Origin of the sequence: Cellvibrio zantedeschiae (genome assembly GCF_014652535.1) — a bacterium.
Taxonomy (GTDB): Bacteria; Pseudomonadota; Gammaproteobacteria; order Pseudomonadales; family Cellvibrionaceae; genus Cellvibrio; species Cellvibrio zantedeschiae.
On sequence record NZ_BMYZ01000001.1, the window covers coordinates 541,349 to 564,550 of the forward strand.

General features: G+C 45.6%; 19 protein-coding genes. 17 read left to right on the forward strand and 2 right to left on the reverse strand.

Annotation, left to right across the window (positions count from 1 at the left end):
• Positions 1-283 precede the first annotated feature (283 nt).
• The 11 genes from IE104_RS02435 to IE104_RS02485 all read left to right on the forward strand — a co-directional run bounded on the left by IE104_RS02435 (position 284) and on the right by IE104_RS02485 (position 13,668).
• Entirely contained in the window at positions 284-1,003 is a 720-nt protein-coding gene (locus IE104_RS02435; protein ID WP_189415751.1) for a FadR/GntR family transcriptional regulator, read from the forward strand.
• A gap of 81 nt (positions 1,004-1,084) precedes the next feature.
• A complete protein-coding gene (locus tag IE104_RS02440; RefSeq protein WP_189415753.1) occupies positions 1,085-1,870 on the forward strand; it encodes an SDR family NAD(P)-dependent oxidoreductase in 786 nt (261 codons plus the stop codon).
• 101 nt (positions 1,871-1,971) lie between these two features.
• Positions 1,972-3,552, forward strand: a complete 1,581-nt coding sequence (locus IE104_RS02445; RefSeq protein WP_189415755.1) for a sodium/sugar symporter — start codon at positions 1,972-1,974, stop codon at positions 3,550-3,552.
• Positions 3,553-3,664: 112 nt separating this feature from the next.
• Positions 3,665-4,561, forward strand: a complete 897-nt coding sequence (locus IE104_RS02450) for an SMP-30/gluconolactonase/LRE family protein (protein WP_189415756.1) — start codon at positions 3,665-3,667, stop codon at positions 4,559-4,561.
• A gap of 141 nt (positions 4,562-4,702) precedes the next feature.
• Positions 4,703-7,069: a DNA translocase FtsK gene (locus IE104_RS02455; protein WP_308429257.1), complete on the forward strand. Its 2,367-nt coding sequence runs from the start codon at positions 4,703-4,705 to the stop codon at positions 7,067-7,069.
• A 673-nt stretch (positions 7,070-7,742) separates the two neighbouring features.
• Positions 7,743-8,366, forward strand: a complete 624-nt coding sequence (gene lolA, locus IE104_RS02460; protein WP_189415772.1) for an outer membrane lipoprotein periplasmic chaperone LolA — start codon at positions 7,743-7,745, stop codon at positions 8,364-8,366.
• Positions 8,367-8,380: 14 nt separating this feature from the next.
• Entirely contained in the window at positions 8,381-9,721 is a 1,341-nt protein-coding gene (locus tag IE104_RS02465) for a replication-associated recombination protein A (RefSeq protein ID WP_189415774.1), read from the forward strand.
• 129 nt (positions 9,722-9,850) lie between these two features.
• On the forward strand, positions 9,851-10,225 hold the full coding sequence (gene crcB / locus IE104_RS02470; protein ID WP_189415776.1) for a fluoride efflux transporter CrcB: 375 nt from the start codon (positions 9,851-9,853) through the stop codon (positions 10,223-10,225).
• 132 nt (positions 10,226-10,357) lie between these two features.
• Entirely contained in the window at positions 10,358-11,644 is a 1,287-nt protein-coding gene (gene serS / locus IE104_RS02475; RefSeq protein WP_189415778.1) for a serine--tRNA ligase, read from the forward strand.
• Positions 11,645-11,731: 87 nt separating this feature from the next.
• Entirely contained in the window at positions 11,732-13,120 is a 1,389-nt protein-coding gene (gene cysG / locus IE104_RS02480; protein WP_189415781.1) for a siroheme synthase CysG, read from the forward strand.
• A 296-nt stretch (positions 13,121-13,416) separates the two neighbouring features.
• Positions 13,417-13,668, forward strand: coding sequence for a hypothetical protein (locus IE104_RS02485; protein ID WP_189415783.1), 252 nt, complete (start codon positions 13,417-13,419; stop codon positions 13,666-13,668).
• Positions 13,669-13,788: 120 nt separating this feature from the next.
• Here the strand turns inward: IE104_RS02485 and IE104_RS02490 are convergent, their stop codons facing one another.
• On the reverse strand, positions 13,789-15,993 hold the full coding sequence (locus IE104_RS02490) for an FdhF/YdeP family oxidoreductase (protein ID WP_189415785.1): 2,205 nt from the start codon (positions 15,991-15,993) through the stop codon (positions 13,789-13,791).
• A gap of 145 nt (positions 15,994-16,138) precedes the next feature.
• Here IE104_RS02490 and creB point away from each other — a divergent pair, with 145 nt between their 5' ends.
• From creB to IE104_RS02515, 5 genes are all read left to right on the forward strand, one after another.
• The gene (gene creB / locus IE104_RS02495; protein ID WP_189415787.1) at positions 16,139-16,849 is read left to right on the forward strand and encodes a two-component system response regulator CreB; all 711 of its coding nucleotides are present in this window, start codon (positions 16,139-16,141) and stop codon (positions 16,847-16,849) included.
• Positions 16,849-18,270, forward strand: a complete 1,422-nt coding sequence (gene creC, locus IE104_RS02500) for a two-component system sensor histidine kinase CreC (RefSeq protein WP_189415789.1) — start codon at positions 16,849-16,851, stop codon at positions 18,268-18,270. Before creB ends, creC begins: the two co-directional genes overlap by 1 nt.
• Before the next feature lie 101 nt (positions 18,271-18,371).
• On the forward strand, positions 18,372-19,715 hold the full coding sequence (gene creD / locus IE104_RS02505; RefSeq protein ID WP_189415791.1) for a cell envelope integrity protein CreD: 1,344 nt from the start codon (positions 18,372-18,374) through the stop codon (positions 19,713-19,715).
• 41 nt (positions 19,716-19,756) lie between these two features.
• A complete protein-coding gene (locus tag IE104_RS02510) occupies positions 19,757-20,191 on the forward strand; it encodes a VanZ family protein (RefSeq protein WP_229837578.1) in 435 nt (144 codons plus the stop codon).
• A 76-nt stretch (positions 20,192-20,267) separates the two neighbouring features.
• Entirely contained in the window at positions 20,268-21,299 is a 1,032-nt protein-coding gene (locus IE104_RS02515) for a tetratricopeptide repeat protein (RefSeq protein ID WP_189415793.1), read from the forward strand.
• A gap of 59 nt (positions 21,300-21,358) precedes the next feature.
• On the opposite strand, the gene mgrA is transcribed toward IE104_RS02515, so the two are convergent.
• Positions 21,359-22,372: an L-glyceraldehyde 3-phosphate reductase gene (mgrA, locus tag IE104_RS02520; RefSeq protein ID WP_189415795.1), complete on the reverse strand. Its 1,014-nt coding sequence runs from the start codon at positions 22,370-22,372 to the stop codon at positions 21,359-21,361.
• Positions 22,373-22,567: 195 nt separating this feature from the next.
• Here mgrA and IE104_RS02525 point away from each other — a divergent pair, with 195 nt between their 5' ends.
• Positions 22,568-23,170 carry a phosphorylase family protein gene (locus tag IE104_RS02525; RefSeq protein ID WP_189415797.1) on the forward strand — a complete coding sequence of 201 codons (603 nt, stop codon included), beginning with the start codon at positions 22,568-22,570 and terminating at the stop codon, positions 23,168-23,170.
• Positions 23,171-23,202 lie beyond the last annotated feature (32 nt).

Genomic DNA, 23,202 nt, shown 5'->3' on the forward strand with positions numbered 1-23,202 from the left:
TTTTTTATGTTCAGGATGAACGGACAGAAAATTGCTCCTGCATTTTCTGCACTTCTGCCATCAATGGCAGTCGTATGTCGCGGGCGCATGGGTGAGTTGAGCGTTTTGTGAAGCGTGCTTCACGCGAAAACGAACGGCAGCAGCTTGCTGATTGACCCGGCCCGCTTGCGGCGCAGGAGCGACCTATTCAGGATAAGCATTTGTTTGTATCCGTGTTCAGCTATTCATGTGCCAGCGACTCAGCGTATAATGTACATACATAATATAAATAGGCTAAACGAATATGCTGGATTCCGGTCGAAACCTTACCCACCAACTTACCCATCAGCTTGGTTCTGCAATCATTCAAGGTAGCTACGCGATTGATAAGAGCTTCCCCACCGAGGCGGAACTCTCGCAGCAGTTCAATATCAGCCGAAGCGTAACCCGTGAAGCCGTAAAAATGCTGACCGCCAAAGGTTTGTTGGCCTCGCGCCCGCGCCAGGGTATACGCGTAATGCCAAGCTCCCAATGGAACATGTTTGACCCTGATGTGTTGGCCTGGACGCTGAATGCGCGGCCGTCACTGGATTTGCTTCGCGAATTTACCCAGCTCCGTATTGCGATTGAACCAGAAGCTGCCCGCCTTGCGGCAGAGAATCGCAACGACAAATCCAAGATGAAAGCCATCGCCGATGCGCTTGAACGTATGCGTAAAGCTGACTTGGGGCAGGACGATCCACTCAGTGCGGATATCGAATTTCATACTGCAATCCTGGCAGCCAGCAACAACCGTTTCTTTTTACAATTGCGTCAGTTTATTCAGGTTGCTTTGCGTGTAAGTATTGCCAGCACCAACCAACTGAAGGGCGTGTTCACTGCCAGCTACGACGATCACAAGAAAATTTACGATGAAATTAATGCGGGCAATGCAAATGCCGCGTCAGAGGCTGTGCGCTACTTGCTCAATGAAGTTATGCAGCTGATTAATATCTCCCTGGTGAAAACACCTCCGGCAGAGTAAATTTTTGGCTCTTGGTGAGTTATCATGGTGCATCAAATTGCGCAGCTCTGATAATTCACCCGTAATCACCGAGACTTACCCATGTATAGCTACTCTTCACACGAAGGTTTTACACGCTATGCCAGCCTGGAAAACCGCACGGTTTTTATCACAGGTGGTGCTACGGGTATTGGTGCAAGTTTGGTTGAAGCTTTTGTAAGCCAGGGTTCCAAAGTTGCTTTTGTTGATGTAGATGCTGAGGCTGCCGAGCAATTATGTGTTGCTCTTGAACAAAAAGGCCTGAGCCGCCCCTGGTTTCAAGCTTGTGATGTCAGTGATATCGAATCGCTACGTGCAAGTATCTACGCTGCACAAAAAGCGTTCGGCGATATTCGCGTGCTGATCAACAATGCTGCTAATGACCAGCGCTATGAAACCCTCGCGTTGACGGAAGCGCAATGGCATCAGAGTTTAGCGGTAAATTTGCACCCGGTATTTTTCTCGGCGCAAACCGTGGCTCCTATGATGCGCGCGCAGGGCGGTGGTTCAATCATCAACATCAGCTCTATTAACACCCATTTTGCGCCGCCCAATTTGGCGAGTTACATAGCTGCTAAGGCGGGAATTTTGGGGATTACCAAATCGCTGGCAACAGATTTTGGTGCAGACAATATTCGTGTCAATTCTATTTTGCCTGGCTGGGTTGCCACCCCCAAGCAACTGGAAAAATGGCTTTCATCAGAGCAAGAAGCAGAGCTGATGAAAAAAGTATGTTTGAAAACTCGTTTGGGTGCACACGATGTTTCCAAACTCGCTTTGTTCCTTGCATCGGATGATGCCGCCATGATCACCTCGCAAGAATTAATTGTTGATGGCGGCCGGCTGTAACAAAAACTTTTTTGAACTCGCACTGTTTTGTGCGAGTTTTTTTTGACAAAAAAACATAAAATCTTATAAATAATACCTTATAAATATATCGGAGGTTTCCATTGAATCTTAGTCAACTCGATCTGGCGATTTTGGCGCTCTACGCCATAGTCCTGGTGTTCATTGCATACCGCGTATCGCGCGAAAAAGCCGGCCACGAAAAAAATGCGCAGGACTATTTCCTCGCCAGTAAAGCATTGCCTTGGTGGGCAGTGGGAACCTCGTTAATTGCAGCCAATATTTCGGCTGAACAAATTGTAGGTATGTCCGGTGCAGGTTATGCCGGTGGTATCGCCATCGCATCCTACGAGTGGATGTCGGCGATCACTTTGTTTTTGGTAGGCAAATATTTCCTGCCAATTTTTATCGCCAAAGGCATTTACACCATGCCGGAGTTTTTGGAGCAACGTTACGACCGCCGCGTGCGCACGGTCATGTCCATTTTCTGGTTGACGCTCTACGTATTGGTGAATTTGACTTCAATTATGTATCTGGGCGCGCTCGCCGTGAATGCTGTAACGGGGATGGATATGATGCATGCGATGATCGCAATGGCTGCATTCTCGTTCTGCTATTCCGTTTACGGCGGTATGAAAGCGGTTGCCTTTACCGATGTATTCCAGGTTACGCTCTTGGTATTGGGCGGTGCTTTGATTACCTGGCTCGGTTTGGAAAAAGTAGCTGAAATGCACGGCGGTAGCAGTGTGGTTGATGGTTTCAAACAATTACTTGTGCTTGCACCAGAAAAATTCGATTTGATTCTCGACCCAAGCAATCCCAACTACAAAAACTTGCCGGGAATTTCGGTATTGATTGGTGGTATGTGGGTAATGAATATTTCCTACTGGGGTTTCAACCAATACATCACCCAGCGCACGCTCGCTTCAAAAAGTTTGCAAGAAGCACAAAAAGGTATCGCCTTGGCTGCTTACTTAAAAGTGTTGATGCCTGTAATCATCGTATTACCAGGTATTGCTGCTGCCGTATTGCAACCGGGTTTAACTCCATCTGATAAAGCTTATCCCTGGATGATGGTTAACATTCTTCCGCACGGTATTTTGGGTATTGTATTCGCTGGTTTGGTCGCCGCTGTGTGTGCATCGCTTGCGTCAAAAACCAACAGTATTTCTACGCTGTTCACTATGGATATCTACAAACAAATTATTAACCCTAATGCATCGCAAGAGCATTTGGTGAAAGTTGGTCGTATTGCTGCGTTGGTTGCGATTGTAATTGCGTTGGTGGTTGCTGAGCCGTTAATTGGCAAATCTGACCAAGCCTTCCAATTCATTCAGGATTTCACCGCTTACTTTACGCCCGGTGTAGTGCTTATGTTCCTCATGGGTTTCTTCTGGAAAAAAGCGACTGCTTTGTCGGCGTTGGTAGCGGGTATTGGTTCTGTAGCGCTGTCAATTTTGTCCAAGTTTGTGTTGCCTGCCGATTTCCCTTTTATGGATCGTATCGCCATCGTTTTCGTACTCTGTGCTGTGTTGGCTATTGCAGTAACTTATATTTCTGGCGGCAAGGTTCAGGAAAAAGCTATCGACCTTAAAGGAATCCATTTCAAAACCGAGCCGGTATTTAACGTTGCCTGTTTAGGTGTGGTGTTAGTGTTAATCGCTTTCTACACCGTATGGTGGTAATCCGCCTGCTTGGTCAAAAGCTGTAAAAATGCTAGTCTGCGCCCCGCCACTGCAAGGTGAGCGGGGCGTTTTTATTTCTACAACTGACAAGCCAAACGACATATAAGAATTTATGACCAGCTATGAATTGATTGACCAAATTCCCTGCGCGAATATTTTGGGCGAAGGTGTGCAGTGGAATCACCGCGACCAAGCGGTGTGGTGGACTGATATTAAATCCAACAAAATTTTTCGCTACCACCTCGCATCAAAACAACTTCAAAGTTGGTCAACCCCAGAAGCGGTAGGTTGTTTTACCTTCTGCGAAAGCGATGAGCGAATTTTGCTCGCACTTGCTTCCGGTTTTGCATGGTTTGATAAAACGACAGGCGAGCTCGAGTGGTTAGCCAAACCCGAAGCTCACTTAACGGGCAATCGTTTAAATGATGGCCGGGTTGATCGCCAAGGCCGTTTCTGGGCAGGTTCTATTGTTGAGCAGCGCAATACGCTGGAACAATGTGCTGGTTTGTTTTGTTTGGATACAGCAGGTCAATCATCGCAACACCTTACTGGTTTGGCGATTTCCAACAGCCTGTGCTGGAGCTTGGATTCCAAAAAGCTTTACCACGCCGATTCTCCCTCGCATCAAATCAAGGTTTACGATTTCGATGCACAAACAGGCACATTGGGTGAAGGCATAGTCTTCGTCCAAACCAGCGATCAGGTCGAACCCGATGGCAGCACCATAGATGCAGAAGGCTATTTGTGGAATGCGGAGTGGGGTGGCAGTCGCCTGGTTCGTTATAATGCGCAAGGCGAAGAAACCTTTGAGCTGAAAACCATCGTTAGCCAACCAACCTGCATGGCATTTGGTGGCGAAGAAATGAATTTGCTGTTTGTGACTAGCGCGCGTATTGGCTTAAGCGACCAAGCCCTTGCTGCTCAGCCAAACGCGGGTAATTTGTTTATTTATCGCACTAATTTTAAGGGCGTAAATGAGTGCTGGTACAAAGCTTCAGCATCCCAATAATTAAATCTATTTTCACTGGCAACTTGATATAAGATACTGCCCAGTACGTCCAACAGGTGCTAGAAATAGCACCTCGTAAAAAAGAATAACTACGCTTTTCGGTTAGATATGAGTTCCCATTCGCAAGCTAGGAAAACCCATTTGAAAGCAAGTAACGCCAGCCGCAAACCGCCCGTGTCTGAACCTGCCAGCAATCTGGGCGTACGCATAGTGCGCGAAGGTGCGCTTATAGGTTTAGTCGCCATTTGCTTGTATCTCTTAATGGCCATGTTCAGCTACGACGTCGCCGACGGCGGTTGGTCGAGCACAGGTGAAAACGCGCAAGTCGCCAACCTCGGTGGTCGCTTTGGCGCTTGGCTTGCCGATGTTTTCTTTTCCCTTTTTGGCTATTTAGCCTATCTCTTCCCGGTCATGCTGGCTTATCGAATTGTTTTGGTTTTCCGTGATCGCGCTTACCACAAAAATCTGGATTGGTTGATGGTCGGTATTCGCGCCGTTGGCCTGATTCTGGTGATGGTTGCAGGCACTGGTATTGCTGCCATGCATTACAGCGGTGGTGAATCTGTATTGCCATACTCCAATGGTGGAATTCTGGGCAGCGGCATCGCCAGCTTGGTAGATAACGCATTTAACTTCGCTGGTGGCACACTCATATTGCTCGCGTTGTTTTTGTTTGGTCTTACGATTTTTACCGATCTTTCATGGTTCGCGTTAATGGATGAGTTGGGCAACTGGACACTCATCGGAATCGAAAAAGCTAAAGAGCGTTGGTTGCAATACCAGCGCGAAAAAGCCGAGAAAAATATCGCCGTAGTTGCTCAGCAACATCGCCGCGAAGTGGTGGAAGAGCGTGCGAAAATTGAAGCCAAACGCGTTGCTCCTGTTGTTATCGCCGAGCCACCGAAAAAGAAACCAGCACCTAGTCCCCGTGTAGAAAAAGAGAAGCAACCATCGCTATTCGATGCGCTCGAACCAGCGGAAGGTACTTTGCCGTCATTGGGTTTACTCGATCCAGCAGACAAGCGCAGTGATAAAGGCTATTCCAAAGAATCGCTGGAGGCCATGTCCAAGCTCTTGGAGTTGAAGCTCAAAGATTTTGGTATCGAAATCGAAGTGGTTTCCGTTCAGCCCGGCCCGGTTGTTACCCGTTTTGAAATCCAGCCAGCGCCCGGTATTAAAGCGAGCCGCATTTCTGGTCTTGCGAAAGATCTGGCTCGGTCACTCGCTGTGGTTTCTGTGCGTGTGGTGGAAGTTATTCCTGGCAAATCGGTAATGGGCGTGGAGATTCCCAACGCGCATCGCGAAATGGTGCGTTTGAGTGAGGTCATTTCGTCCGAGGCTTACGATCAAGCCAAATCGCCGCTGACCATGGCGCTAGGTCATGATATTTCTGGCGAGCCGATTGTCTCCGACCTCGCCAAAATGCCGCACTTGCTGGTTGCAGGTACAACCGGTTCCGGTAAGTCCGTGGGCGTTAACGTGATGCTGCTGAGCTTGCTCTACAAATCCACGCCGAAAGAAGTTCGCTTGATTCTGGTTGACCCGAAAATGTTGGAGTTGTCGGTATACGACGGTATTCCTCATTTGTTGACGCCCGTTATTACTGACATGAAAGACGCCTCCAACGGCCTGCGTTGGTGCGTAGGCGAGATGGAGCGTCGCTATAAGCTCATGTCGGCCATGGGGGTGCGTAACCTCGCTGGTTTTAATCGCAAAGTGGACGATGCCAACAAAGCCGGCCAGCCAATTCCCGATCCATTATTCAAACCAGAAGAAAACTACGAAGCAGGCGCGGAAGTAGCGACCGCGCCTAATTTGGAGACCTTGCCTTTTATCGTGGTGGTGATCGACGAATTCGCCGACATGATGATGATCGTCGACAAGAAAAAAGTTGAACAATTGATCTCCCGTATTGCCCAAAAAGCGCGTGCGGCAGGTATTCACTTGATCCTTGCAACCCAGCGCCCATCGGTGGATGTAATCACCGGTTTGATCAAAGCCAACGTGCCGACGCGTATCGCGTTCCAGGTTTCGTCCAAAATCGACTCGCGTACCATTCTTGACCAAGGCGGTGCGGAGCAATTACTTGGCCATGGTGACATGCTTTATTTGCCATCAGGCACCAGCGTACCTATTCGTGTGCACGGTGCCTTTGTGGACGACCACGAAGTTCACCGCGTGGTTGCCGATTGGAAAAAACGCGGCACGCCACAATATATCGACGGCATTACCGACGATAGTAACAACTCCATTCCTGTTCCCGGTATTCCAAGTGAAGGTGGTGAGGAAGGTGACAACGGCGAGAGTGATGCACTTTACGATGAAGCTGTGGCGTTCGTGTTGGAGTCACGTAAGGCTTCGATTTCGTCGGTACAACGTAAGCTCAGGATTGGTTATAACCGCGCGGCGCGTTTGATTGAAACTATGGAAGCGGCGGGTGTTGTTTCTTCGGCGGGGCATAATGGGAATCGTGAGGTTTTAGCGCCGGGTGGAAGAGGGGATTACTAACCCAATCTCTAGTGGCACCGAAACGGGCCCCATGAGAGTTCCCCGAGCATCGCAATAAATTTGGTGTAAAACAAACAGGAAGTTTGTTTTAGTGACGTCGAGCCATGGATGGCTCGTCGGAGCGACAGCAAATTTATGAGAAGCGCAGGATCAGGAACGAACTGGGTGTCTTTTCTTTTGCTTACTTTTCTTTGGACAAGCAAAGAAAAGTGAGGCCCACGGCAGGTGTACGATTTAATAATCTTGCGTTTTATTTAAAAAAGAATTTTTTACTTTATAGATTTTGTTTCGCCTCTTGGCGAGTTACTTTTCTTTGTCTCGCCAAAGAAAAGTTACCAAAAGAAAGGCGACCCGTCTCGCTCCTGTTTCCTGCGCGCTTCAGAAAATTGCTGTCGTTCCGACGCGACATCCATGTCGCGTAGTCACTCAAACGCACTTCCTGTGCGTTTGCCAACGATTTTCTTCCAGTGCTCGGGGAGCTTGCATGGGGTGGGGTGCCACTAGAAAATTGATTTTTTGTTATTTGGGATTGGTTCAGGCCGTTTGCAATACCATTCCCGCTCACCCTGAGCTTGTCGAAGGGTATAAATCCAAAACCCTTCGAATGCTTCGTGCCCATAGTGGCCGACTAAGTGTGAGCGGAAATATCAGTTTATTTATTACCGGAATTATCATGAAACTTATTGCTCGTTTAATTTCATCGCTATTAATTTTTACAGCATTCGCTGCCTATGCCGACGATCAATCTCCCGCGCAATTGCGCAAACAACTCGATGCCATGAACACCTTGCAGGGTAGCTTCGTGCAGACCCTGTTTGATAAAACCGGTAAAAAGCTGGACGAGCAAAAAGGTACTTTTGTTATGCAGCGCCCGGGTAAGTTCTTTTGGAAAACCGAAACGCCTGCGCCGCAATTGTTGGTGTCCAACCAAAAAACAATCTGGCTGTATGATCCGGATTTGCAAACTGTTAACGAACGCCCATTTAGCGATGACTTGAAAAAAACACCGGTGTTACTGCTGAGTGAAGACGTTGATAAGTTGCGTAAGAATTTCACCATTAATCGCACACAAGCCGATAAATCCGAAAAATTTTCTGTTACACCAAAAGTAACAGAAGGTTTATTCCAGGAATTATTGTTGGTGTTTGTCGATAACCAACTCGTGGAGTTTTCAATTCGCGACAGTTTGGGGCAGCTTAGCCATTTCACGCTGAGCAATGTAAAACGCAATCAAGCGGTTGACGAAAACGTGTTTAATTTTGTTGCACCTGCGGGTGCAGACATCATTAAAAATTAGTGTATTAAAAACTAATGGCCGATTTATTCAGTTCACAACAAGGTAATTACCAGCCATTGGCGGCGCGTATGCGCCCACGCAATCTGGATGATTACATCGGTCAGGAGCATTTGCTTGCGCCGGGCAAGCCGCTGCGTGAAGCAATTGTTCGCGGTCAATTGCACTCCATGATTTTGTGGGGTCCACCAGGTGTGGGTAAAACCTCGCTCGCAAAATTATTTGCCGAACAAGCCCATGCACGTTTTGAATCCCTCTCTGCAGTTTTGTCTGGTGTAAAAGAAATTCGCGCGGCGGTTGCGGTTGCGCAGCAAGAGCGTATGTCGGGTCGCAAAACTATTTTGTTTGTGGATGAGGTCCATCGCTTCAATAAATCCCAACAAGATGCGTTCTTGCCCTATGTTGAAGACGGCACTTTTATTTTTATTGGTGCGACTACCGAAAATCCCTCATTCGAATTAAATAACGCATTGTTGTCGCGTTGTCGTGTGTATGTTTTGCGCGGTTTGCAGCCAGAACAGTTGCAACAAGTGTTGCAGCAGGCGCTGGATGATAAAGAGCGCGGTCTGGGTGCGAGTGATATTCGCATCGATCCCGATAGCCTTATGACTCTCGCCCAAGCTGCCGATGGTGATGCGCGGAAATCGCTCAATCTTCTGGAAATCGCTGCGGATTTGGCGGATGAAGTTGGTGATCATAAAGTCATCAATGAGCAGGTATTGGCAGAAGTTCTCGCCAGCGATGTTCGCCGCTTCGATAAGGGCGGCGATATTTTCTATGAGCAGATTTCGGCGCTGCATAAATCCGTACGCGGTTCATCGCCTGATGGTGCACTCTATTGGTTAGCACGTATGTTGGATGGTGGCTGTGATCCGCTTTATATTGCCCGGCGCGTGGTGCGTATGGCGAGTGAAGATATAGGCAATGCAGACCCGCGCGCCTTGCCCTTATGCCTAGCTGCGTGGGATGTGCAGCAGCGCCTCGGTCACCCGGAAGGAGAGTTGGCGATTGCCCAGGCCGTGGTTTATCTCGCGGCAGCACCCAAAAGTAATGCCGTGTATAATGCGTACAATCAGGTGATGGCCGATGTTCGCTCCCAGCCTGCGTATGATGTACCCATACATCTGCGCAACGCTCCCACCAAACTCATGAAATCAATGGATTACGGTGCCGAATATCGCTATGCCCACGACGAACCCGGTGCTTACGCCGCAGGTGAAAAATATTTGCCTGAAGAATTGGCAGATACAAGTTATTACGACCCTGTTGATCGCGGTTTGGAATTAAAGATTAAAGAAAAGCTGGCGCACTTTCGCGAGCTGGATAAACAAAGTAAAAAGCAACGCTATAAAAAATAGAACCCCACCCCAACCCTCTCCTTGAACAGAGGAGGGGGCTTATATTCACTCCGTAATAAATTCGGAGTTGGATCAGCTCCTCCTTTTCAAGGGAGAGGCCGGGAGGGGGTTAAAAATGAGAACTTAAAAATGCAATGGTTAATGATCGCAATTGGTGGAGCTTTAGGATCAATAGCGCGGTATGCGGCTGTTGGTTTCCTAACCCCCATGCTCAATTATCGTTTTCCAATCGGCACTTTTATTGTGAATATGCTGGGTTCATTGTTAATTGGCATTGCTTACGTAGTTCTTGTAGAAAAAGCATTTTTACCGAGTGAATGGCGTCTGTTTTTTATCACTGGTGTTTTAGGCGGCTTCACAACTTTCTCAGCGTTTTCCTTAGAGATGTTGCAGATGTGGCAAGAAGGCCATGTGTTTAATTCAATTATTTATGCAGCAAGCTCGGTAGTTTTGGGCTTGTTGTTTGCGTTTATAGGCATGAACCTGACGCAAAAACTTTTTTAATTCAGTAGGGAATCGTCATCCTCGCGCAAGCGGGGATCCAGCTTTTGATTTCATAATTGGGGTGCTGGATCTCTTCCTATAAGGAAAAGATGATGAAGAATAATTTTTAACTTTATATAGAAACTATCCATCATGTTAGATTCAAAATTACTCCGCAATAATCCCGATGTAGTTGCCGCTGCCTTAAGCAAGCGCGGTCTTGTGTTAGATGTTGCTCGCATCAATGCATTGGAAGAATCGCGCAAGGCTATTCAAATTAAAACTGAAGCTTTGCAACAAGATCGCAACACCCGTTCAAAAGCGATTGGTAAGGCTAAGCAAGCGGGCGAAGATGTTGCACCTTTGATGCAAGCTGTTGAGCAAATCAAACAAGATTTAGCGAGTGCGGAAGTTGAATTAACGAACATCCAGAAAGAGTGGGATGAGTTTGTAAACGCGATTCCCAATATGCCAGCCGACGAAGTTCCGCTCGGCGCAAGCGATGAAGACAATGTTGAAGTTCGCCGCTGGGCTATGCCGAAAAGTTTCCATTTCCCGATTAAAGATCACGTTGATCTGGGTGCTGATTTAGGCGGTTTGGATTTTGAAGTGGGTACAAAAATTACCGGCACCCGCTTTGCAGTATTGCGCGGTGGCGTAGCGCGTTTGCACCGCGCACTCGCACAATTTATGTTGGATACCCACATTAACAAACATAACTACGAAGAGGTTAACGTACCCTTTGTAGTGAACCGCGACTCTCTGTTCGGCACTGGCCAGTTGCCAAAATTTGAAGATGATTTGTTCAAGCTGACCGACGAGCGCGAATTTTATTTGATTCCAACGGCAGAAGTTCCTGTAACTAATATTCTGCGCAATGAAATTGTAGATGATGCGCAATTGCCGATTAAACTGGTTTGCCACTCTCCCTGTTTCCGTTCAGAAGCGGGTAGCTACGGTCGCGATACTCGCGGCATGATTCGTCAGCATCAGTTTGAAAAAGTGGAGCTGGTTCAATTTGTTCGCCCCGAAGAATCTGATGAAGCGCTGGAAGAACTGGTTGGTCACGCAGAACATATTTTGCAGCAGTTGGGCTTGCCACACCGCACAGTGATCTTGTGCGGTGGCGATATTGGGTTCTCTTCTGCAAAAACCTACGACATCGAAGTTTGGGTTCCTTCACAAAACAAATACCGCGAAATTTCTTCATGCAGCAGCTTTCGCGATTTCCAGGCGCGCCGCATGCTCGCGCGTTACCGCAATAAAGAAACTGGTAAGCCAGAGTTGCTTCATACATTGAACGGTTCAGGTTTGGCGATTGGTCGTACCTTGTTGGCTGTTTTGGAAAATTACCAATGTGAAGATGGCAGCGTGACTATTCCTGAAGTTTTGCGTCCTTACATGGGCGGGCAAGATGCTTTATTGCCTGTTAAAAAATAAGGTCTGTTTCGATGAGTTCGCAAAGGTGGGTAGAGCAAAGGCGATACCCGCCTTTTTTATTTATTACTGAAATTGCCGTGTAATTTTATGGACTACTTTCCCGTCTTTCTCGATTTAAAAAATAAACGCTGCCTTTTAGTTGGCGGTGGAGATGTTGCTACCCGCAAAGGTCGTATGCTTTCAAAAGCGGGCGCTGTTTTGCGTGTGGTTGCACCGGAGATTTCCTCCGAATTGCGTGAGCTGGTTGCAAAACATAATGGTGAATTGCATGAGCGCGAATACCACAGCAATGACGTAACGGATTGTGTGCTAGCAGTTGCCGCTACCGATATCGAAAGCCTGAATAAAAAAATATCAGACGACGCCAAGCAAAAAAATATTCCCGTCAATGTGGTAGATACCCCAGAACTTTGTACTTATATCACTCCTGCGGTAATTGATCGCTCACCCTTGATGATTGCGATTTCCAGTGGTGGCGAAGCGCCGGTGCTGGCACGTTTGGTTCGTGCAAAATTGGAAACATTAATTCCTATGAGTTACGGCAAGCTTGCGCATTTGGCGAGCCGTTGGCGTGAAAGAGTAAAAGCACGTTTTGATAATGGCGATAGCCGCCGCAAGTTTTGGGAAAAAATTCTGCAAGGTCCGGCAGCAGAGTTAGCGATGAACGGGCAGGACGAGCAGGCCGATAAAATTCTTTCCGATGAAATTGCCACTGAAGATGAATCACTCATACAAGGTGAGGTTTATTTGGTTGGCGGAGGCCCCGGCGATCCGGAATTACTGACATTGAAAGCATTGCGCCTGATGCAACAAGCAGACGTAGTTCTTTACGATCGTCTGGTTTCTGATGGCGTAATGGATTTGGTGCGTCGCGACGCAGAGCGAATTTACGTTGGTAAACGTCGCAGTGAACATGCAATGCAGCAGGAAAATATCAATCAACTGCTGGTGGATTTGGCGAAGCAGGGGACACGAGTGCTTCGTTTAAAAGGTGGTGACCCGTTTATTTTTGGCCGCGGTGGTGAAGAAATTGAATTGCTTGCCCAAAACCATATTCCTTTCCAGGTTGTGCCGGGAATCACAGCGGCATCCGGTTGTGCGGCCTATGCTGGTATTCCATTGACTCATCGCGATTACGCCCAGTCGGTACGTTTCGTTACCGGGCACCTGAAAGATGATTCCATTAATGTGCAATGGCCAGAGCTGGCAAATCCAACCCAGACTATTGTGTTTTATATGGGGTTAGTTGGTTTAAGGGAGATCTGTGAATCGCTTGTTGCCCATGGTCGTGCAGCAACCACGCCGGTTGCCTTAATTGAGCGCGGCACAACTCAGCAGCAACGAGTATTAATTGCCGATTTGGCAACTATTGCAGATGTGGTGGAGTCTCAAGAAGTGCATGCTCCCACCTTATTTGTCGTCGGAGATGTGGTAAGGCTTCACGAAAACCTGAGTTGGTTTAAAGGTGGCTTATAAAACTCGCTCTCGTCGTAATAGCGGCGTTATTTTGTACTCAGTCGGTCATAAATTGCAGGAGCAATTTACACAGCTGGCTGCCTGAAGGGAGAGGTGCAGGGATGCACCGAATGATTTATTGAATATAAATTCCCTTCTTGCGTGCAAAAATGCCTTGCTCTTGACGACAATATCAAGTTTCTAAGCCACCTCTAAAAACTGGCATGTAAATTGGTAAAGATTTTGCTGGAATTGCCGATAAGGTGAACAGGAAGTTATTTTCCGCTTCATATTTTTCGGTTAGTAAGGTTATTAGTATGGTTTACATTCGCCCCAGTGCTCCAGTGGTGACTCCCACGGTAGTAAAACCGGTTAATGAGTCAGCTCACCAGCCAGATGAACAATCCATGGCAGCGGATGCTATTGTAAATGAGTATATTGCCAAACCTTTTGTTGAGCGCCGTAAGCAGCAAGATGATCGTCGTCAACAACGCAAAGATGCCATGTTGGAAACTAGAGCCGGTCGTGATAGACGCAAAAGCAATCCTTCCATTAGTGTTTCCATTTAGCTGTGCTTGTCATCCTCGCGAAGCGGGGATGCAGCTCTGATTTTAAATTTTTCAAAAATTCCTTTGCAAAAAAACTGGATCCCCGCTTCGCGAGGATGACGATTCCCTATTAAATATTGATTATGTTTGTGTAATTCTTACGGCAACGGATTTAAATGCAGGTGTTTTGCTGCGTGGATCATGTTCCTTTCCGATAAGTACATTGGCTTCCGGGTAATAAGTCATCACATTGCCGCGCGGTAAATTAAACGCAAACACTTTTACTTGCTTCATTTCGCCGTAGGGCGATGCAATATCTGCGGTTGCTCCTGCCTGCAATTTTAATTCTGCAATATCTTCTGCGTTCATAAGAATCGACCAACGCGTATCGGTTCCGCGATAGCTGTCATTCTCTTCGTAAATAATGGAATTAAATTGCCCTTCGCTGCGAATGCTGGCCAACAAAAACGGAAATTCTAAAGTGGTCACCAACTCAGGTGCTGCACCGACTAAAAATCTGGCTTTGCCACTCGCCGTTTTAAATTCAGGTTGTGCAAGCAAGCGATCCTGAATCGTAAATTCCTGTTTGGTTTCAGCGATATCTTTTAATTCGCTCATGCCAGGAATAGTCGCTGCAATCGCTGCACGAATATTGTTGTGTTGCTTGAATTGGGCAAAGTCGATAGGGCAATTTGGTAAAAGTTTTTGTGCAAAATCGCATAGGATTTGAACTTCTGGTCGCACATTTGCCAAACGCGTGATTCCGCCATCGCTTAAACGCACATAATTAAACATGGATTCTTGCGTGGTTGGTTGCCATTCCTCGTCACGCGCGCTTACAGGCAAAATCAACGCCTCGCTCGTTTCCATTCCCACTACGTGCCCTCGGTTTAAGGTTGTGGTTAAAAAGGCTTTAAAGCCAATCGCGTCTAAGGCTTCTTGCGCCCAGGAACTATTGGGCGTGGCAGAAAATAAATTGCCACCCATTAAAAGTGCTGCATCAATTTTTTTATCATGAGCCGCTTGCAGGCAAGCGAGAGTGTCCATACCTTTTTTACGGGAGAGCTGCACATTAAACGCATTTTCAATGTGTACAAAAACATCTTCAGCCAACACCGGTTTTACACCGACTGTACCAATTCCCTGCACATTGCTGTGTCCACGTAAGGGCAACAAACCTGCAGCCGATTTGCCAATCATGCCGCGCAATAATGCGAGGTTAGCAATTGCCTCTACGTTTTCTACGCCATGCTTGTGGTGAGTAATTCCCATGCCCCAAGCGAAAACAGCGTTGTTGGCTTGGGTGTATGCATTGGCGATTTTACGAATGTCGGTTTCGTTGACCTGTGTCGCTTTAACAATTTCATTCCAGGATGTATTAGAAATATCCTGCGCGAAGCTATCAAAATTTTCTGTATATTCAGCAATATAGTTTTTATCAAGCTCGTCGGCTTCAAGCAGGGCTTTTGCAATGCCTTTTAACAATAATAAATCGCTACCAATTTTAGGTTGCACATAATCAGAGGCAATCCATGTTCCACCACTCAACATAGATTTCGCACTTTTAGGTACAGCAAAGCGAACCAAACCGGGCTCTTTGGCGGGATTAATAACAATGACTTGCCCACCGCGCTCGCGGCAATTTTTTAATTGATGCACAAAACGCGGATGGTTGGATGATGGGTTTGCACCTATCACAAAAATACAATCGCTTTTCCCCAAGGCTTCAAGCGAAACTGTTGCTGTGCCTGAACCAATTGCATTTTGTAATCCTACACCGGTGGCTTGGTGACAGTAGTAAGAACAATTATTCACATTATTGGTGCCATAAATTCGCGCCAATAATTGCAAAACAAATCCAGCTTCGTTAGATGATCGACCCGATGTATAGAAAAAACTGCGTTCTGGTTTGGTCGCAGAAAATCGCGCAGCCATTAATTCAATCGCGTCGTTCCATTCAATAGGTTGGTATTTGTTGCTTGCCGCCGATTTATAGAGTGGCGTATTTAATCGGCCAAGATGTTCGAGCTCATAAGCAGATAGCTGCGCAAAATCATCGAGCGTGTGTTCAAAAATTTCACGTGGAATGGGTGCTTGAATATCGGTAGATTGCGCCTGGATACTTTTATTACAGACCGATGGAAACTCATCTAGCTCGTTAGTCATACCACCGCGTTGGCCACCCATACCAAGCCCGCAGGCTTTGCAGGTATTGTGACTATTGAGCGCTTTGGTTGAGTTGAGCAGGCCAATGCGGGCAACGGTTTTTAGGGTATAGAGAACTTTCTTGGGGCCACCGCCAACAATGGTAATTACTTCAGCGGGAGATGATTCCTGTTTAGACATATCGGTCAGTCATTTCGTAAAAATATAGCGTGAGCTTAGGTGTAATTAGGGCGGGATACAATAGGTTATTTACTGGCAGGGTGGCTTTTGCTGGCATTAAATTGCGGTAGAATCCTGCTTACATTCATAGGGAATAAAACCATAAATGACTGCGCACATATTGATTGTTGAAGACGAGCCGTCCATAGCGGACACATTGCTCTTTGTTTTGCAAAACGAGGGTTTTCGCGCTACCTGGAAAAGTCTTGCCGGCGAAGCACTGGATTTGTTGCAATCCACTGCGGTAGACCTTGTGATTATGGATGTGGGCTTGCCCGATATCACCGGCTTTGAAGCGTGCAAGCAGTTGCGAAAATTTTCCAATGTTCCGGTCATTTTTTTAACAGCACGTGGCGACGAATTAGACCGAGTTGTGGGGTTAGAGATTGGCGCGGATGACTATGTGGTAAAACCCTTTAGTCCACGAGAGGTGGCTGCGCGAGTCAAAGCGATTTTAAAGCGCGTCGCTCCTATAAATACTCATCCAAAAAATCCGCAAATTTCTGCGAACACTTCACAGCTTGGGGAGTTTAAAATCGATTCAGACCGTCTGCAGATCTTTTATCGTCAACAACTGTTGCAGTTAACTCGCATTGAATTCAAATTATTGCAAACTCTTATTGAGCAACCGCGAAAAGTATTTAGCCGCGATCAATTATTAGCAGCAGTAGGCACGGCGGTAGAAGCAGGTTATGACCGCAGTATCGATACGCATATCAAAACCTTGCGCGCCAAGTTACGCCAAATAGCTGCAGATGCAGAGCCCATTCAAACCCAACGTGGCTTTGGTTATTGCTATCAACCGGAATCACTCTAATGTCTTTAAGCATACGAATTTTTTTGGTTTATTTAGTATTCGTTGGCTTGAGCGGATATTTTATTTTAAATACTGTTGTTGAAGAAATTAAACCGGGCGTGCGTCAATCGACTGAAGAAACTTTGGTTGATACGGCAAACCTGCTGGCTGAAATTTTGCGTGAGCCTGTTAAAAATCAAACCCTGCAAAATAGCGATTTCCCCCAAATACTTGCCGCTTATGGCCGTCGTAAACTGCAAGCCAATATTTGGGGTATTGATAAAACGGTTGTGAATCACCGCATCTATGTAACGGATAAAAAGGGCATCGTTATTTTAGATTCCGCGCATAAAGCCTTGGGGCAGGATTATTCCCATTGGAACGATGTGTATCTCACCTTGCACGGTAAATACGGTGCGCGTTCTACGGCAGAAATTCCGGATGATGTTGCCAGTAGCGTGATGTACATAGGCGCACCTATTATGGATGGCGATGACATTATCGGCGTGGTCTCGGTCGCAAAACCCAATCGCAGTATGCAACCCTTTATAGATCGCTCGCGTAATCGTTTGGCGCTTTTGGGCGGCATTATTATCACCATAGGTTTGCTCGCAGGTATTTTGTTCTCGTGGTGGTTAACAGCTGAATTGCGTCGCTTGCGCAATTACGCTTTGGCGGTAAGTGCTGGCGAGCGCGCCGTATTACCCGAACAAAAAATTGCCAGTGGTGAGCTTAACCAACTTGCTAATGCGCTGGAGTCCATGCGTATTGAGTTGGATGGCAAAGCTTATATTGAACAGTACGTGCAAACGCTCGCCCACGAATTAAAAAGTCCGCTCGCAGGAATTCATGCTGCTGCGGAATTGTTGCAGTCACCTATGAGCGAAGAGCAACGCGAACGATTTATTAATAATATTGCTGTAGAAAGTGTTCGCATGCAGCAGCTTATTGAACGTTTGTTAAACCTTGCATTAGTTGAGCAGCAACAAGCCTTGCACGAAACAAAAGCTGTCGCCATCAAATCCTTGTGGAACGAACTTGTTGAAGCTCAATCGGCACGTATGCATCAACATAATATTAGTTGCGTAAATGATATTGCGGAAGATGCGACTTTAACGGGTGAGGTTTTTTTATTGCGCCAGGCATTTGCCAATTTGCTGGAGAATGCATTGGACTTTACGCCAAAGAATGGTCGTATACGTATATTCTCAGAGCGACAAAACGGTAAATTAAAAATCACTATTGAAAATGAAGGTGAGCCAATTCCAGAGTTTGCTTTTGCCCGCTTAACTGAACGTTTCTATTCTTTACCTCGCCCTTCAACCGGAAAGAAAAGCACTGGGTTGGGCTTAAATTTCGTACAGGAAGTGGCGAGTTTGCACAAAGGCGAATTACAGCTGCGTAATACAGAAGGTGGAGTAGAGGCAAGCCTCATTTTTTAGTTATCTTCATACAAACTACACATAATCCCCACAATCCCCACACAAGCCGTTCACCTTCATAGATCAAACTGTTCCTGACTAACCAATAACCAGGAGCAGTTATGAAACGCCCACTTTTACTTAAATTTATCACTATAGGTTGTTTGATGTTGTTGTTAATGATTCCGGTTGGAATGATTAATGGTGTTATTAAAGAACGCAAATCGTCGCAGCAAGAAGTAATTGAAGAAATTGCTAAAAGCGCTAGCTACAGTCAGAAGCTAATTGGTCCCGTGTTGGTGGTTCCTTACATCAAACATCATAAAGAATGGAAAACGGACGAAGTGACTAAGGTGCGTTATCAAGTTGATGTAACCGAGAGTGGCGAACGTTACTTTTTACCTTCGGCTTTTTCAGTGGATGGCAAAGTAAAAACTGAACGACGGGCACGCGGAATATATGAGGCGCGTTTATATCACGCGGACAATATGATCACTGGCCATTTTGATGTGCCAGATAATTATGGTGTTGTGGAAAATCTTGACGTTTACGAATTTGATTCGCCATATATATCCATGGGCATTAAAGACATTCGCGGTATTGAGAATGCGCTAAAAATAAAAGTAGGCGAAGACATTATCGACATGCAGCCAGGAACAAAACTTAAAATTTTGGGTGAGGGCGTGCATGCAACTATCAAACACCCGGATCAATTGAAAAAAGCCATTTTACATTTTTCGTTTAATCTGGTGTTGCAGGGTACAGAGTCTTTAAGCATTGTGCCTATAGGTCGTGAATCAAATGTAGATTTGAGTTCTGATTGGCCACACCCGAGCTTTATGGGCGACTACCTGCCAACAAAACGGGAGATTGATGACAAAGGATTTATTGCAAGCTGGCGCACCTCCTATTTTTCCAGCAATCAAGGTGAAAATTTTGAGAGATGCATAAACTCAGCTGACTGCGAAGCTTTTAATAATCGCTACTTTGGTGTGAGCTTTATTGATCCGGTAGACCAATACGTGAAAAGTGATCGCGCTATTAAGTACGCAATTTTATTTATCGCACTGACATTTGCAGGGTTTTTCTTGTTTGAAATTTTGAAGCGATTAGCTATTCACCCTATGCAATATGGTTTGGTGGGTTTGTCGTTAGCATTTTTTTATTTGTTGCTTGTGTCCTTGTCTGAGCATATTGCTTTTGATTTGGCTTATCTTATAGCCTCATCGGCCTGTATTGCATTGATTGGTTTTTATGTCAGCTATGTTTTAAAGAGTATTCTTCGCAGCGCAATTTTTTCCAGCTTGTTAGCGTCTTTATACGGCTTGCTCTATAGCTTGTTAAGCGCTGAAGACTACGCCTTGCTGATGGGTTCAACTCTGTTGTTCGCGTTGCTTGGTGTTTTCATGGTGTTAACACGTAAGTTAGATTGGTATTCCGTTGGACGAACTGAAGCTGTTAATTAACTCTAATTTTTTAACTAACCAATTTACTAAAGCGGCTTTCTGTGCAGAGAGCCGCCGCCAGAAAAACTCTACAGAAAAATATCCCAATGTTTATATCAATTCGAGTTGTACCTGTATTTGCTATTTTGTTTTTTATTTTTATCCTTTGGATTATTGTGGTTTCTGATTCAGGCACACCCAATTTCTTTATTGATGGGGTTCGTAATATCCCTTACGGAGACAAGTTTGGCCATTTGTCGTTGTATGGTGTCCTGGCGATGCTTGTTAATCTTTCCCTAAAGTCACAGCAGCGAAAATATTTTGGTTTGCCCTTTGGTTGTGCGTTAGTTTTATTGTTTGCATTGGTTGAAGAATTAACCCAAGCCTTCTTTCCATCTACTCGTACCCTGGATATTGGGGATGTTTTTGCAGATTTTATGGGTATTTATTTTGCTGCGTGGGTGAGCGATAGGTTTAGTCGACGGAAGCATACTTAGGCAAGGAACTTAATTGTAGACGCTATGTTCTAAGTACCCGTTTGGCCAGAACTCAATACTTATAAAAAGGATTCCTATGATTCGCCGTCCCTGTTCATTTTCAAAAATAACCAGTCGCCAGATATTTTTACTTTTTGCTTTATGTGCTTGCCCATGGGCTATGGCTGCTGATTTGCAGCCTGCTGTTGCTGCCTATAAAGATAATCAGTTGGCGCAAGCAAAATCCTTATTCGAAGCTGCTTCGAAAGATCAATCAGCTAGAAATGAAGCGCTTTATTATATGGGACGAATTGCGTTTGATGAGGGGGATGCAGAAAAAGCCAAAGATTATTTAAGCCAATCGGTTGAAATCGAACCCAATACCTCAGACGAATATTATTGGTTAGGGCGTGCTTATGGTGAGCTTGCACAAAAAGCCAATATTTTAAAGCAGGCCTCATATGCTTCTAGCGTGCATAAGTATTTTCAACTGGCTGTTGAAGTGGACCCAAAGAATATTGCAGCTCAACGCGGGTTGTTTACTTTTTATATAATGGCTCCCGGTATCATGGGTGGCGGTATTGATAAAGCGGAAAAGACATTGGCTGATCTTCGTGTCTTATCGCCAGTCGATGCTGATATCAAACAATTGGATCTTTTGGCCAAAAAGGAAGAGAAAGATAAGCACCTTGCTCATGCTAAATATTTGGTAGCAACTTATCCACAATCTGCTGAAGCTCTATTTTCAGCGGCGCATGTTTTTCGCAATCATAAAATGTTGAATGAAGCTATCGCCCAATTTGAAATTGCGTCGAAGCTGCCTGTTACTCCACAAAATCGCATGTTTGTTGAAAACTCTACCTATTCGTTTGGCGAAACCTGTTTATGGGCTAATTCACGGATTGATGATGCTATTGTTAGTGTCGAAAAGTTTCTATTGCTCAAATTGGATGCTAAGAACTTTAACAAGAATTGGCCTTTATGGACTTTGGCTAAATTGCAGCGTCAAAAAGGCAATATGGAAAAATATCTAAACCTGCGTAGGCAACTCGATCCTGCATTTATAAAACAAGATAAGTGGATGCGAGAAGAAGTGGAAAAAATTGATAAAGAGGACAAAAAGATCTGAAGCTGAAAATAAAAAAGGGTTAGCTGATAGCAGCTAACCCTTTTTCTTACGCATGCTAATTAACGAATAATCGCATCAATTTTTGCAATATCATCTGCACTAAATTCAAGATTGTTTAACGCAGCAACCGAATCTTCAATTTGTGATGGACGGCTGGCACCTATCAAGCAAGTGGTTACAGCTTCATTGTGTAAGGTCCAGGCAATAGCCATTTGTGCGAGCGATTGTCCGCGTGATTCGGCAATTGCGTTTAATTGCTGAACTTTCGCCAACTTTTCTGGTGTGATGTCCTTATTGTTCAAATAAATTAATTCCGGACGTGCCGCGCGTGAATCGGCAGGAATCCCGTTTAAATATTTGTTGGTTAAAACACCCTGCGCCAGTGGTGAGAACACAATGGAGCCAACACCTTCAGTTTTGAGAACATCAGTCAAACCATCTTCAATCCAGCGGTCAAACATGTTGTAACGTGGTTGGTGAATTAATAAAGGTGTGCCTAGTGATTTTAAAATATCGACTGCTTTTTTAGTTTGCGCGGGTTGATAATTTGAAATGCCAACATAAAGCGCGCGGCCTGAACGCACAATATAATCCAGCGCTTGCATGGTTTCTTCGATGGGTGTTTCAGGATCCATGCAGTGATGATAAAACACATCAAAATATTCCAAACCCGTGCGCTTTAAACTTTGGTCGCAACTGGATACTAAATATTTGCGTGAGCCGCCAATACCGAAAGGGCCTGGCCACATATCGTAACCGGCTTTGCTGGCAATAAATAATTCATCGCGATAAGGTGCAAAGTCTTGTTTGTGAATAGTGCCGTAAGTGATTTCCGCAGAACCGAAATTGGGGCCGTAATTGTTGGCTAAATCGAAATGGTTAATGCCTAAATCAAACGCTTTACGTAACATAGCGCGTGCATTTGCAACGGAATCTACAGCACCAAAATTTTGCCACAAGCCAAGTGATAAGCGCGACAATTGCACGCCGCTTCTGCCGCAGCGTTTGTACTTCATGGTTTTGTAGCGTTCCGGATTGGCTACATAAATTGGGTTTGGCTCATGGGTAATCATTGGAGGCCTCTTGATAATTGTTTTGGCATTGCCGTTGGAGAAGGGTAGAGCTGGGAAAGGACAGCATTTTAGCCCATGCAAAGGAGCTGGCGTATAGGCTTATTGTAAAGAAGCGTCTTATTTTTTAGGTTAGTGTTGAGTTGATCTGAGCAATTGATTTTATGCTTTGGTTGACTATGTAATTAGGGGCAAGCAATGAAAGTAATGGTCGTTTTTCCTACTTCGACTGAAGCACATTTTTTTTCACATCCGCAAGTCGTCACGGCAATTTGCGGCGTGGGGTTATCGGCTGCTGCTTACAATACCGCTAAATTGATTGCTCAACATAAGCCTGACTGGATGATCATGGCAGGCATTGCCGGTGTATATCCCCATTCGCAATTTAAGATTGGCGATGTCGTTTTGGTGGAAAGTGAATGCGAATCTGATTTGGGATTTTTTACCCCGAACGGCTTTACCCATCTTGCTGATTTAGATTTAGCAATGGATTTTAGTGTGACCAAGCATTGGGGATGTCCACATTTGCCATCTAACTCTGTATTGCCGATTGCAAAAAGTAATTCTATGAATGCAGCCATGGCGCCGTTTATCAACATTCAAGATGCAGATATTGAAAACATGGAAGGAGCTGCTTTTTTTCAAGTTTGTTTGGCGGAACAGCAAGGGTTTTTAGAAGTGCGAAGTATTTCTAATGTCGTAAGGATTGGTGATGATGATTGGGATATGGAGGGATCAATTCGCATACTTACCGAAGGTTTGCATAAGCTGATTGATTATTTATTGGCTTCGGAGCCGTGAGTTTGGTCAAGAGTGAGCCAAAGGCGCAGGGC

Excerpts from the sequence above, each read along its gene's own strand:
- IE104_RS02435 (WP_189415751.1), top strand. The coding sequence starts at position 284 with ATGCTGGATTCCGGTCGAAACCTTACCCACCAACTTACCCATCAGCTT.
- IE104_RS02440 (WP_189415753.1), top strand. The coding sequence starts at position 1,085 with ATGTATAGCTACTCTTCACACGAAGGTTTTACACGCTATGCCAGCCTG.
- IE104_RS02450 (WP_189415756.1), top strand. The coding sequence starts at position 3,665 with ATGACCAGCTATGAATTGATTGACCAAATTCCCTGCGCGAATATTTTG.
- lolA (WP_189415772.1), top strand. The coding sequence starts at position 7,743 with ATGAAACTTATTGCTCGTTTAATTTCATCGCTATTAATTTTTACAGCA.
- IE104_RS02465 (WP_189415774.1), top strand. The coding sequence starts at position 8,381 with ATGGCCGATTTATTCAGTTCACAACAAGGTAATTACCAGCCATTGGCG.
- crcB (WP_189415776.1), top strand. The coding sequence starts at position 9,851 with ATGCAATGGTTAATGATCGCAATTGGTGGAGCTTTAGGATCAATAGCG.
- serS (WP_189415778.1), top strand. The coding sequence starts at position 10,358 with ATGTTAGATTCAAAATTACTCCGCAATAATCCCGATGTAGTTGCCGCT.
- cysG (WP_189415781.1), top strand. The coding sequence starts at position 11,732 with ATGGACTACTTTCCCGTCTTTCTCGATTTAAAAAATAAACGCTGCCTT.
- IE104_RS02485 (WP_189415783.1), top strand. The coding sequence starts at position 13,417 with ATGGTTTACATTCGCCCCAGTGCTCCAGTGGTGACTCCCACGGTAGTA.
- IE104_RS02490 (WP_189415785.1), bottom strand. The coding sequence starts at position 15,993 with ATGTCTAAACAGGAATCATCTCCCGCTGAAGTAATTACCATTGTTGGC.
- creB (WP_189415787.1), top strand. The coding sequence starts at position 16,139 with ATGACTGCGCACATATTGATTGTTGAAGACGAGCCGTCCATAGCGGAC.
- creC (WP_189415789.1), top strand. The coding sequence starts at position 16,849 with ATGTCTTTAAGCATACGAATTTTTTTGGTTTATTTAGTATTCGTTGGC.
- creD (WP_189415791.1), top strand. The coding sequence starts at position 18,372 with ATGAAACGCCCACTTTTACTTAAATTTATCACTATAGGTTGTTTGATG.
- IE104_RS02515 (WP_189415793.1), top strand. The coding sequence starts at position 20,268 with ATGATTCGCCGTCCCTGTTCATTTTCAAAAATAACCAGTCGCCAGATA.
- mgrA (WP_189415795.1), bottom strand. The coding sequence starts at position 22,372 with ATGATTACCCATGAGCCAAACCCAATTTATGTAGCCAATCCGGAACGC.
- IE104_RS02525 (WP_189415797.1), top strand. The coding sequence starts at position 22,568 with ATGAAAGTAATGGTCGTTTTTCCTACTTCGACTGAAGCACATTTTTTT.